Origin of the sequence: Enterococcus italicus (genome assembly GCF_023743875.1) — a bacterium.
Taxonomy (GTDB): domain Bacteria; phylum Bacillota; class Bacilli; order Lactobacillales; family Enterococcaceae; genus Enterococcus_G; species Enterococcus_G italicus.
In genome coordinates this window covers 1,913,397-1,926,469 of sequence record NZ_JAMRVB010000001.1, presented here as the reverse complement: position 1 = coordinate 1,926,469, position 13,073 = coordinate 1,913,397, and the positions used below count along the sequence as shown (strand labels likewise).

10 protein-coding genes are annotated in these 13,073 nt (G+C 40.2%); all 10 read right to left on the bottom strand.

Features of this window, described 5'->3' with window-relative positions; all coding sequences use genetic code 11:
- Nucleotides 1-77: 77 nt before the first annotated feature.
- Nucleotides 78-689 (bottom strand): NADPH-dependent FMN reductase, encoded by a 612-nt coding sequence (locus NE257_RS09460; protein WP_040366067.1) that lies wholly within the window; start codon nt 687-689, stop codon nt 78-80.
- Nucleotides 690-742: 53 nt separating this feature from the next.
- Nucleotides 743-1,720, bottom strand: coding sequence for an FAD:protein FMN transferase (locus NE257_RS09455; protein WP_007207352.1), 978 nt, complete (start codon nt 1,718-1,720; stop codon nt 743-745).
- Nucleotides 1,721-1,951: 231 nt separating this feature from the next.
- Nucleotides 1,952-2,695, bottom strand: a complete 744-nt coding sequence (locus NE257_RS09450) for an alpha/beta hydrolase (RefSeq protein ID WP_251886303.1) — start codon at nt 2,693-2,695, stop codon at nt 1,952-1,954.
- 2 nt (nt 2,696-2,697) lie between these two features.
- Complete coding sequence (locus NE257_RS09445) at nt 2,698-3,669, bottom strand: LacI family DNA-binding transcriptional regulator (RefSeq protein ID WP_251886302.1); 972 nt, start codon at nt 3,667-3,669, stop codon at nt 2,698-2,700.
- 18 nt (nt 3,670-3,687) lie between these two features.
- Nucleotides 3,688-6,993 (bottom strand): GH36-type glycosyl hydrolase domain-containing protein, encoded by a 3,306-nt coding sequence (locus NE257_RS09440; RefSeq protein ID WP_251886301.1) that lies wholly within the window; start codon nt 6,991-6,993, stop codon nt 3,688-3,690.
- Between the two features lie 35 nt (nt 6,994-7,028).
- Nucleotides 7,029-9,179 carry a beta-glucosidase BglX gene (gene bglX, locus NE257_RS09435; protein ID WP_251886300.1) on the bottom strand — a complete coding sequence of 717 codons (2,151 nt, stop codon included), beginning with the start codon at nt 9,177-9,179 and terminating at the stop codon, nt 7,029-7,031.
- A gap of 22 nt (nt 9,180-9,201) precedes the next feature.
- Nucleotides 9,202-10,029 (bottom strand): carbohydrate ABC transporter permease, encoded by an 828-nt coding sequence (locus NE257_RS09430; RefSeq protein WP_251886299.1) that lies wholly within the window; start codon nt 10,027-10,029, stop codon nt 9,202-9,204.
- 12 nt (nt 10,030-10,041) lie between these two features.
- Nucleotides 10,042-10,926 carry a carbohydrate ABC transporter permease gene (locus tag NE257_RS09425; RefSeq protein WP_040366069.1) on the bottom strand — a complete coding sequence of 295 codons (885 nt, stop codon included), beginning with the start codon at nt 10,924-10,926 and terminating at the stop codon, nt 10,042-10,044.
- Between the two features lie 155 nt (nt 10,927-11,081).
- Nucleotides 11,082-12,335, bottom strand: coding sequence for a sugar ABC transporter substrate-binding protein (locus NE257_RS09420; protein ID WP_251886298.1), 1,254 nt, complete (start codon nt 12,333-12,335; stop codon nt 11,082-11,084).
- Nucleotides 12,336-12,541: 206 nt separating this feature from the next.
- Nucleotides 12,542-13,066, bottom strand: a complete 525-nt coding sequence (locus NE257_RS09415; protein ID WP_040366071.1) for a folate family ECF transporter S component — start codon at nt 13,064-13,066, stop codon at nt 12,542-12,544.
- Between the last annotated feature and the right edge of the window lie 7 nt (nt 13,067-13,073).

Below are 13,073 nucleotides of genomic sequence, written 5' to 3'. Positions count from 1 at the left end.
GTGATTTTTCTCCTTTATTATCTTAATTCGTTGTGTCATTCAAAGTGAGCAGCTAGTTTCGCATTACATCTCACAATTTAGTTTAATTTGTCCCAATTAAAGCGGGCTGCTTTTTTCTTATGATCTTCTCGATTCAAGTGCATCTGTTGTGTAATTGAAACAAATGTTAAGAAATCATCAAATAATTCATCTAAACGTGCAAGGTCGTCCGAATGAATCAAATTTCCTTCTTGATCAAAGGCTTGGAGCGAATGAGCTAACAAATAATCAGAGCTAGGCATAATACGTGCCTTTAATTCAGGTGAATCTAAGATTTGCCGTAATTGTGCCTGAGCCCGAGATGAACCCAATGTACCATAGGATGCACCCGTAATCATGACTGGTTGATCGACAAATGGGAATACGCCATAAGATAACCAGTGAAGAGCATTGACCAAAACGGCGGGTACTGCATGATCGTACTCCGGTGTGCTAATGATAATGCCATCTGCTTGGTCAATTTTGGTAGCTAATTCAGTTGCTCTTGCTGGTATTTTCTTATCACTGGGTTTATTAAACATCGGTAGGTCACCAATTTCAAGAAGTTCAATTTTGGCGTCTTTTTTAAAATGTTTTTGCATAAACTGTAATAATGTCCGATTTGTTGATTGTTCTGAATTCGTTCCTACAATTCCAATAAAGTTATACATTTTTTTCATCCTTTCTTCACTTGTTCTTCTGCATTTAACAAAAATGTTCCCTCTCAATTGATTGCGCTTTGTGCACACTTTGCTCCACTTGACAGCCAAACTTGACCATTTTGCTTAACAATCACTCCTTCCAAATTTTTTTGTTGCATAATCTGTTGGATTTTTTCGGCACGATAGCCAAAGAGACGGGTAGTCCAAATTTCCCCCATAAGGGATTGTTTCGTTACAATCGTCAAACTATCAATATCCGTTTCAACAGGATACCCTGTTCGACTATCAAAAATATGGGTATAGCGATGGCCAGCAAGTGTCAAGACTCGTTCGTAAATGCCTGAGGTTACCACAGAACCTTCTGAACAGTTCAGAATGGTTAGGCATTCCTCTCGCTTTCCTTTTGGATCACGGATTCCAATTTTCCAAAGGCCATCTGCATGTAATGGGCAAGGACCAAACACAACGACATTGCCACCTAAATTTATTAACCCCGCTTTTACTTGTTTTCTTTTTAGTTCGGAAACCAAACAGTCGGCAATGTATCCTTTTGCCAATGCTCCCAAATCAATTCTCATGCCCTTTTTTCTTAAAAAAACGCTTTGTTGTGCCGCATTCAATTCAATTGCTAAAGGATCAATTAAGGACAACGCTCGCGTAATTTGTTCTTTTGATGGTACATGGGCATCTTGAAACCCTATCCGCCACGTCTGAATCAACGGGCCAATCGCGATATTTAATAAATCAGGTGCTGCTATACTTTGTTCCTTACCTATTTGAATAAGCTCAAATAGTTCTGGGTGAACTTTGACAGCAGTTTGTCCAGCTGCTCGATTGATAGCCATTAGTTCGGAATGGTCATCATTGGCACTAAATCGTTGTTCATATTCTTTTAGTTTCTTTTCCAACCAACCGAGGATAGCTTTCGGCTCTTTGCAATAAACAGTTAAGGTAATAACCGTTCCCATTCCTTTGACACTGCGACTTTCTAGTTTGTTTTGACTCGTTGTTGAAACAGAAGGAATTTTTTGCTCAGACATTCACGACACAGCCTTTCTTTGCTCCCAAATCTTATCTGGTTGCTTACTAACGACAGCTAGATAATGATTTTATTCACAAGTTAAGAATAGAACGCTTCTTGCAACAATTCAATTGGGTTTCACCAAGTTCGTAAAATATAGTGAATTCCCTTAGATACAAAAAGCATGCAACGAACAATTTTTCTTGTTCATTGCATACTTGTCAGTTTATTTTTCTCTTAAGGGTGGGGATTACTCGTTAAGCAATCGAAAAAACTGTCGTAATACTTCTTGAATCGTTGCATCCCAGTATTCCCAAGTATGGTCTCCTGGGCCTTCTTGGTAGACATAGTTTTCCAATGCTTGTTGTGCTTGATTTCGAAACATTTGGTTTTCTGTGTAAAGAAAGTCTTCCGTTCCACAATATTGGAAAAAGGCGGTTTGATTGCAAGTTTGTCTGTCTAACAAGAATAGCAAATCATTGTTACTCTGCTTGAGAGCTGTCTTCGTACCAAAAATTAATGAAAATTCATGGTCTCTTTGAGCATCTTTTTCCCATAACGATACCACATCCAGTGCGCCTGATAATGAAGCCACTGCCCGAAATTCATTTGGTTTTCGTAGCGCCCATTTAAAGGCGCCATACCCGCCCATGGATAGACCAGCTAAAAAATATTGATTTGCCTCTGTTTTTAATTGAAACCATTGGTGCATTTTATTGGGAAGCTCTTCCGTAAGAAAGGTCCAGTAACGGTCACCATAAACCATATCCGTGTAATAACTCAATTCAACTTGAGGCATGACAATGCAAAAGGGGTATTGGCTAGCGTAACGCTCAAGAGAGGTGGCATTTAGCCAAGCATTGCAATCATCTGACTTCCCATGAAGAAGATAAAGCACAGGCATTTTTGCTTGTTTTTCGTCTGGCAAATAGACAGTAACCGCTGTTCCTTTGCCTAATACTTCGGAGCGAAAATTCATCCGACTGATAGCCATCACTATCCCTCTTTTCCTAAAAATGAATCTCGACGGACAAAGGTGGTATAAATTAATTCCGATTCGGTTGACTCATCCTGAAGTAATTGAACCACTTTTTTGGCTGCTAACATGCCCCAACGGTGTTTTGAATAGGAAATAGTGGCTAATGGCGGGCGCAAATACTTGCCAATTTCGATATTATCAAAACCGATGATGGACACATCTTTGCCAATTTTTAGATTGGTCCCTTTAAAATATTTATACAATCCAACGGCCATTTCATCGTTAAATGAGAAAATGTGGATTGGGAGTTGCGGTTGTTGTTTCATAATTTTTTCACCAGCCTCATATCCTGATGATTCTGTAAAATCCCCAGCAATAATTTCATAAGGAATCGTGTACAGGTTCAATTCTTTTTCACTTGTAACTAACCGTTTTTGACTATCATAGCCTTTGGTTGGACCGGAAATAAGGTACAGCTTTTCTGGGCGCAACTTGGCAAATTGTTCGATTGCCAAACTGGTCCCACCCGCATTATCTAATAAGACTTTCCGAATATTGGTGTGTTCAATTTCGCGATCGAGCACAACGAGCTTATGCCCACGATGGGCAAATTGTAAAATTTGCTCACTATCAAATGTCCAATCGAGAACAATCGCGCCATCGACCATTTTTTCGGGAATAAATAGTTGTGACTTTTTGCCACTACAGACAATCATCTCATAGCCGTGAAATTCAAGACCGCGTTTGATGCCATCTAACAGTTCTCCATAAAAGCTCCCTGCATAATCCGTCAAATAAACACCAATAATATTGGTTTGTTGCCGTTTTAAGGTACGAGCAGCCATGTTGGGTACGTAGTTCATTTCCTCAGCTAGCTTCATAATTTTTGCGCGTGTTTCATCCGTGATTTTGGGATTGCCATTTAATGCATAGGATACGGTTGAAATCGATACTCCTGCTGCTTTGGCAATGTCTTTAATTCCTACCATGGCTTCTCCTTTCCTTTTTTATTGACTATACACATCAATCCGACTTCCCTCATGAAGTCTTGAATGAACTGCATTTGCTTGGATGACTAATCCACCTGGACGGTACCGGTTGGCTTCTTCCTCAAATGGTAACTCAACGCCATCCAGACATACTTTCCGTTCTGTTTGATTTAAGTGGAAGACAATTTCAACTGGTGTTTTGTTCAATTGAAATGCACAGCGTAATCCATCGAGTTCATCTGGTAAGACCGGATCAAATACATATCGATCATGGAAGGCCCGAATTCCTAAAATAGCCGAAATCAATTGATTGACATAAATTCCGGGTCCGCTTGAATAAATACGCCAACCTCCCTTAACATTGACTGCCCCTGTTTTCAATTTATCAAATTGCTCTTGGGCAGCATAACGAGTGGGGAAATCACCATCTGAACTGCTAAAATAGGCATTTGCTTGGCGTAACGATGCATTCGGCACACGCGTCTGCAATTGAATAGGGTTGATGGTATTGAGTGCTTTCCATGACTCATTCTTTTCACCAATCTTAGCCATGGCTTCTGAAAAACGAATGTGTGCATGCACATATTGCAATCCAATTTCACGGCCGAAGTTTGCAGCTTGTTCGGCCCGTTTGAAATGCACGCTAACCCCACCTTGGTAATGTGCGGGGCGATTCATTAAACGTACGCCATCTGGAAAGAACAATTGTTTTTTGATAATAGCCAAATGTTCTTGCATTTGTTCTGGTGAAAGTAATTCGGCAATCATACTTCGCGTCATTGGCAACAGGCGATAATGAATCCCTGTTTTCTGATCGGTAGGATGAATCATCCACTCGACTTTTTCAGGTGAATCCATGTAGACGAATCCTGGCAACGTTCCAGCACTTAGCATGTACTTATTGAAATCAGCTTGGATTTTTTGCGCAAGCGTCAGTAGTTCAGTTGCGAAAGATTGATCTGTTGGTTTCAACAAGTTTCCTAATTTATTGATTACTTGATACGTTAAGGCAACTGTCCATGTGCTAGCCATATTCTTTTTCAAACGACTATCATAGGGTTGCAGCGTGTCATCCCAATCGCCATCGCCGTAACAAGATAGATACGTTCCTTTTAGAAAATGGGTCTGGATATAGTGGATTTCTTTTTTTAGGTGTTCAAACAAAGTCGCTGTTTGGGTTGTTTTTGCAAAAGTTTTGCGGTCCGTATACGGTATCTTTTTCTTAAGTATACTAAAGTTTCCAGATTTTTCCAGATAATCTGTGACCACTTTCATTGGCCAGACAATCACATCGCCGTGACTTTCATCAGCTTTTTGTTTTTCGTAGCCATCAAACATAAACCATTGTGGCCAATTGCCGTCATCTTCAAATTGATTTTCAAAAATATGGGTGATAATTGATTCAACGACATCGTATTGGTTCATTGCCAAGAAAAATTCGGTTGGGCCTTGTGATACGTCACGGGTTCCCCATGCGGCTCCCCCATATTGCTCTAGTCCATGTGGAGACAAGTAATGAACAAGCATATTGTGCGTATACCAGCGAATTAATTGGTTCATACTCGTAACATCCACCTGAGGATGTGTTAAATGAAACTGGTTGGTTAACGTATCAAATGCTTCTCCAAAAGCTTGCTCTTCCTCATTAATCGTCAGGCTTTCTGTCAATAGCAATGATTCTGATGAATGCAAGCGACCTTTAATTGACAGAGCCAACTGACTTTGATTTTCTACCACAAAGGTCGTTAAAACTGGTTGCTCTGCTAGACAGCCGAATAACGATTCATTCGTTAATCGAAAGGGTTTGTCTAGGGTGAGTTGATAGGTTAACTCCGGATAAATTGCGTAAATTGCTGATTCTTCTGTAGGTGTCAGCGTTACTTTCTGACCGTTTACATGCTGATTATAGGTTGGGTGTTCATCGTCAGCATTCATTAAAAATTGGTTAGTCACTGCGAAATTATAGCGTTTGCCTTGTTCGGAATGAATGGTGGTGATAATTTCATGGCTATCTCGCCGACTATAGGTCGTTACAATCAAACAGTCATCTGCCAATTGATAATACCAAGTTCCAGAGTTTAAGCCCATTTCAAATGCAGATGGCATGGTCAACAATGACCATTTTTCTTGTTCTTGCAGATAGATTCGTTGACCCGATTGTTTCAATACATTTAGCGCGTTGCGACTATTTGAGAGCAATTTATTCATGGATGTATTGCCTAAAACAATTTGGGAATTAAAAATCCCATACATATAAAGGGTGGTGCTCATCACAGGATGTGCAACTTCCAGATCTAATCCTCCTAAAAGAATATGGCCAGTTGCCCGTTCCATCTCGCATTCTTTGGCTTGCACCACTACATGGCGATTGTTTTTGGTGAAGAATGAATAGGTGGTATTCCCTACTTTTTCCACTTGTTCTTGTTCTGGGAATCGTTCACACAACTCCTGTTCGGTAAACGGACGTCCGACAATCGGCGCACCTAGTGTATGAACCATTGTTAATTGAGCTATTTGGTCGGTTTCTTTTTTCTCATTCGCCCATGCGTAATCTTGTGCTACATGCGTCAATGATGCAATTGGTTGCGTCACTGCAGTCGGATGATTGGCAATTGCTACACCATAGAAGATCACTGTTTGATTTTCAGCAGTTGCTTTGATTGCTTTGGTTTGCAACGCAATATAGGCAAATTCATATTGATAGACTTCGCTTGGAAGAATTTCCTGTTGCAGAGCTTCTGGTTTATTCGTTTTTTTGTAAGTTTTCCCAAAAAATTGATACCCATCTGTCGCATAACCAACGAGCGGAGCAAAGCTTCCTAACTCAACCACTGGAAATTGATTGTTTTGTGGTTGATTTTGACGTGAGGTAATCGTGATATGCTCATCTTCCTTGGTTACAAAATGATCAACATATTGGGAAACATAGGCTTCATTTGCTTTAACGGCTCCTACTAGCGCATTGCCCAAATCATGTCCAGCGAAAAGGGTTACTTCTTCCCCATTTCCTGAAAATTCGACGGTCCAATACCATTGATTTTCTTCTCCCAATTGGAACGTTACTTGATAAGTTACTCCGGCGAATATACCCGACCAAATACATCGATCGATAAATCGATGAAACACGCTATTGGCTGTACTACCAATTAGTGGTGCAACAGCTGTTTGATGGGTCATTTTCACTCGTAAATATAGTTGCGTGATGCTGCCATCAAGGGGATTCCCATGGAGTTGGTTTACCATGATGGCACCATTTGTCAGTTGATAAAGTTCCCCGGTTTCTAAAAATGAAGCCGTTAGTTGCTTAGAATGTAATGTAATCATAGTTGTTTGGCAAACCTTCTTTCGAAATAGTTTCTTTATACGAGTTGAAATGTAGCATTTACTCCCGTCGCACTGTTAGGCCCAATCCATAATTCGAATTCACCTGGATCACTGCCCCATTGCTGATTCGGATGCACATAGCGTAACAACGCTTCGGTCACTTCAAATGAAACGGTTTTCGTCTCATGTGCTTGCAATTGAATTTGTTTAAAGCCTTTTAGTTCTTTGATTGGGCGTGCGACCATTGCCACAACATCCCGAAGATACAATTGGACTGTTTCTGTCCGTTCATAGGTAGATTCATTGACAACATCTATAGATGCCCGAAGTGATTGGCCCGCGCTTAGCTCGGTACTAGACAATTGCAGCTTTTGATAACGAACCGTACCGTAGCTTAATCCATATCCAAATGGATACCGCGCATAGTTAGATGTATCTAAATATTTGGAGACATATTTTTCATCTGGGTTTGATTCATAGGGACGACCAGTATTTTCCACATTGTAATAAATCGGTACTTGTCCGACTGTTGTTGGAAATGACATGCTTAAACGCGCAGATGGGTTCACTGCTCCCCAAAGGATATCGGCTAAGGCTTGGCCCCCTTCTGTTCCAGGAAACCACGCTTCAACAATGGCATCGGCCGCCTGAATCGCTTCTAAATCTAACGGTCTTCCATTGTACAATGTCACCACAAGTTTTTTGGCCACCGATCGAATAGCATCAAAGAGCTGTAGTTGACCTTCTGGCAGGCGAATGTCACTGCGACTTGCTGCTTCGCCACTCATCCATTCTGCTTCACCTAATGCCAAAATCACCACATCAACGCTTCGAGCGATGTGTGTTGCTTCCTCAAGTGCCACTTCACTTAGTTGGAAATAGTCACATGGTTCTTTGGCAATATGCAATTGTTTGCTATAGTGACGCGCACCTACTGTAAGCGAAGTAGCTTCTGCTTGTCTTCCTTGCCAAGACCACGCTCCTAGAATGTCTTGCGAAGAAGCGGCCGGACCGACGATGCCGATCGTCAACTCTGATTTTAATGGCAATACTTCTTGCTCATTTTTCAACAATACAATGGATTGTTGCGCGACTTCACGAGCAGCCTGACGATGTTCTTTTGACAGCACATGTTGCGCTTCTAGCTCTTCATTCGCTCCTCTGAAGGGATGTTCAAATAGGCCTAATTCATTTTTCAATGTCAAAATACGTAAGACCGCCTCGTCTAACTGTGCTTCCTTAATCTTTCCTTCAGCAATCAATTCTGCTAAATAATGACTATAACAAGTGGTCATCATTTCGATATCAACGGTTGCATTCATCGCCAATTGTGCCGCTTCTTTTTCATTAGCAGCCACCCCATGTGGAATCATTTCCTTCACAGCACCCCAATCGGAAATAACTACCCCATCAAATCCAAATTCGTTACGCAAAACTTGTTTAAACAACCATTCATTTCCTGTGGCTGGAATCCCATCCACTGTATTGAAAGAAGTCATGACTAGTTTTGCTCCAGCTTCTAAGGCAGCCTTATAACCAGGTAAATATTGATCACGTAGTTGGCGCTCAGACATATTCACCGTATTGTAATCCCGACCGGCAATTGCCGCACCGTAAGCTGCAAAATGTTTGACACAAGCCGCAACACGGAAGAAATCATTGGCTAAATCTGTTCCTTGATAGCCTTTGACAAACGCCTCTGCAAAGCGGGCATTTAAAAAGGCATCTTCTCCTGTTGATTCCATCACACGTCCCCAGCGAGGATCGCGTACTAGATCTACCATGGGTGAAAACGTCACATGTAAGCCAGAGACCGCTGCTTCTTTCGCTGAAACACTTGCCATTCTTTCGGCCGCTGCTAAGCTCCAACTACTTCCAAGTGCCAATGGAATTGGAAAAATGGTTCGAAAGCCATGAATAATGTCGGCCATCAGAAGGGTGGGAATGCCCAGACGATTTTTTTTCATATAATTGGTTTGGACTCGAATGGCTTCTTTCGCTCCAGAAACCCCTAACGTTGTTCCTGCCTGATTCACCGTGGTGTCTGAAATCGCCAAATCCGCCATGGGACCCGTTTTAACCTCAGCTTTTTCTGAATAGAAATCGGCAGCCAATTGTAACAATTGATCGACTTTTTCTTCTAACGTCATTTGACGCAATAATTCGTTTAGTTTTTCTGCTTCCATTCCTTCACCCTTTTCTTCGTACTTATTTAATCCCTGAAACGTTGAAACCTTGTAAAATATATTTTTGGAAAATCATAAAAATAATCAAGATTGGCACGACCATAAATGTCGCTCCCGCCATTTGAAGGGAGTAATCTGTCCCATGTTGGCCTTGTAATAATTGGAGACCTACCGACAAGGTGTAATACTTTTCATCATTGGCGATAATTAATGGCCATAGGAACGAATTCCAGCCGCCGATGAAGGTCAGAATACCCTGAACAGCCAAAATTGGTCGCGTCAACGGTAGCACAATTCGAAAGAAAATATACCATTCATTCGCACCATCTAAGCGAGCGGCTTCCAACAATTCATCCGAAATCGTGCTCATAAATTGACGAAAAAGAAATATACCAAACGCACCCGCTAAGCCCGGTAACACAATTCCCATCAAGGTATTGGTTAAACCGACACTGTTTAAAATCAAATACACTGGAATCATCGTCACTTGACCAGGAATCATCATAGTGGCTAAGACAAGTAAAAATAAGCCATGTTTCCCTTTAAAGTCATATTTTGAAAAACCATAACCTGCCATCGCATTTAAAAATAGACCTAAAAAGGAAAACAGCGTAACAATCAAGGTATTTTTTAAATAGATGCCAAAGTTTAGTCGTTCGAATAATTCTTTAAAGTTATTCAAGGTTGGATTTTTAGGTAGCAACGTCGGCACCATTTGACTAATTTCCGCATTGGTCTTTAAGGAAGAAAAAATCATCCATAAGAACGGAAAAAACGTTAGAGTTCCTAAGACAGCTAGCATCACTCCGATAAATACTTTAAAACTCATCTGTGATTTTTGATAACTCATGTTGTATCCTCCTTACATTCCACTGTCTTTTTGACGTGTTTGAAGCTTCATTTGAATGCTTGTTACTATGATAATAGCGATAAACAAGACGAATGATCCCGCTGCAGCGTAGCCAAATTTACTATATTGGAAACCATTTTGATAGATGAATAAAGCAACTGAGAGCGTACTATCTAATGGTCCACCTTTCGTCATAACAAAAGGTTCTTCGAAAAATTGGAACCAACCGATTAACGTGGTCACTGTCACGAAAAAGATCGAAAAGCGTAACAATGGAATCGTGATTCGTGTAATTTGGTACCATTTATTGGCTCCATCTATTTCAGCCGCTTCATAATAAACTTTTGGAATTCCCTGGATAGCCGCTAAAAAAATCAACATATTCAAGCCAATTGCTTTCCAAACAGCAATAATGATGAGGGAAATTTTAGCTGTTCCTGCATCGGTTAGCCAGAGAATTGGGCCAATATTTAAATAGGAAAGCAGGTGATTCAACAACCCAATTGTTGGATTGTATAAGTACATCCAAACCACTGCAATGGCTACAGTATTGGTAATGGATGGGCTATAAAAGACCAAGCGCATAAATTGAAAGAATTTATTTTCGCCAAAATTAATCATGATTGCCAAAGCCAATGAAATAAGAATAACTAGAGGTACGCCAATCACAACGTAGTACCCTGTATTAAATATTGCTTGACCGAATGTTTTGTCACTAAAAATATTTATGTAATTTTCCAGACCGACAAATTTGATTCGTGAATAATCCGCCAATCCTGCTAAACTCATGTCAGTAAAACTAATGATTAATGCAAGAAAAATAGGGATGATTGAAAAAATCAATAATAAAATCACGGCTGGCGCAATGAAAAAATAAGGTGCTTTGGTTTTTTTCATGGGTTGTTCCTCCTCCATATGGGTAACAAGCAAAGAAACGTTCGCTTTTTCAAATAAGATGCAAACATAACGATCCGAACAACCAACCATTGACTTGCAATGATTGATTGTTCGGAATAATTATTGCCAATGCATCGCTTGCAAACTGTCAAGCTTCATTTTTTATTTTTCAAAAGTGTTTCGGTTTCGGTATTTAATTCATCCATTGCTTTTTGGACATCTTTTCCATTCGAAACAATTTGTTCCCATTGTTTTAAATAGTTTTGGGCAATTTCATCCCATTGTTTTAAAGCAGGAACTGGTTGCGAATTTTCCAATTGTTTTCCGAATACTGAAATCATTTTGTTGCTTGTAAACGTATCATTTTTCCAAGCATCTTTGTTCGTTGGTAATGAGTTGGTACTTTCGAAGAATTTGGTTTGATTATCTGGTTTTGATAAAAACTCAATCAATTTAACTGCATCATCTTGTTTCTTCGAACTACTAAAGACAGCTAAGTTTGCTCCACCGGTAATAGAAGTGTTTCCATCTTTTCCTGAAGGTAATTCCGCTACATTCCATTTTCCATCAATATCAGGCGCAGCATCTTTGATTGAATTAATCATCCAAGGTCCACTAATAAACATTGGAACAATCCCTTCACCACCAAAACTTTGACCAATATCCAAGCCTAAGTTGGTGCTTGGTGCAGAACCATCTTTAATCATGCTATCAAGGTATTTGACTGCATCCACCATTGCGGGTTTATTGAATAGGGGTTCATTCTTTTTACTAAAGAGTTCTGAACCATTTTGACGAGCAAACATAAATCCAAAAGTCGGTTCGGCAGCATCAACGTTAAATCCATATTTTCCTTCCCCACGTGCGGCTAGTTTTTTCGCTGCATCAGCTAGTTCTTCCCATGTCTTAGGAGCTTCATTGTAACCAACCGATTTCAATAAATCAGAACGATAGTATAGTGCCCGCGTTTCGGTATACCATGGCACAGCATAGTACTTACCATCAAATTCAGTAGTGGCCACAGAACCATCAAAGAAATTACTTGTCTTTAACACATCGTTGTCTTTGATTTTGTCTGAAAGATCCACTAATGCCCCAGCATCGACAAATTCACTCATATAAGATGTCCCCATTTGTACCACGTCAGGACCACTTTTTGAGGCAACTGCTGTTAATAATTTGTCTCTTGATGAACTCCATGGAATACTTTGAATTTTTACTTTAATTCCTGTCTCTTTTGTAAAATCATCAATGATTGGCTTAATCCCTTGATCGCCATCGCCCATGTACCAAAACGTCAATTCTTTGCTTTCACTGTCGCTTTTTGAATTGTTTCCACAAGCCGCTAACACACCCAACGAAAACAAGGCACTCGCACCCAATAAGGCAATTTTTTTACTAAACTTCATTCTTATGTTCCTCCCTAATTTTTAGTGAAACGTTTCTACAAAAAGAAGTATAACGCGTATACATAGAAAAAGCAAACGGTTTCTTTTAGTTTTTTTCATTTTTTGTTCTATTAATCAATAGAAACGTTTTTCTTAATGCACTTTTTTTCGAAAATAAAGCACCCTTTCCTGCGGATGTAACAGGAGAGGATGCATGTTTTTAGGATTTATACTGATACGCGTTTGATGAGTTTCTGCAAGGGTACCATGCGACCGACCATGTAGTTTAAGATGGCTTGGATTGGCAACATAATGACTGTTTTGATCAGTCTTGGTGCCCAAATCACCCAACTAAAAAGTGGTTGGTTGTACATCATGGATAACCAGATTGGTGTTAAAATGAGGCTGATTACTATCGTTGTTGCTAAGGCGCAACCAATGGCATTTTTCCAAGAAATTTCTTTTTTGTAGAAGAAATAACCGTAGATTAGCCCACCAATAAATGCATTAATGGTGAAACCAAAAAAGAAAGCCGCTTTTGGAAATAGCGCCATCCCCAGAAAATCAGCCAATACGCACCCAATGCCTGCCCATAATGGACCGAACAGCATGCCCATGATAATCGTGGGCACAAATGAAAAGGATAAACGTAGGTACTGTGTTTCAATCCCTAACACTTGGGAAAGGACCACTTGCAGAGCTACTAATAGCCCCATCGTGGCAATCATGCGCGTGGTTATTTTTTGTTTCATACGAAGC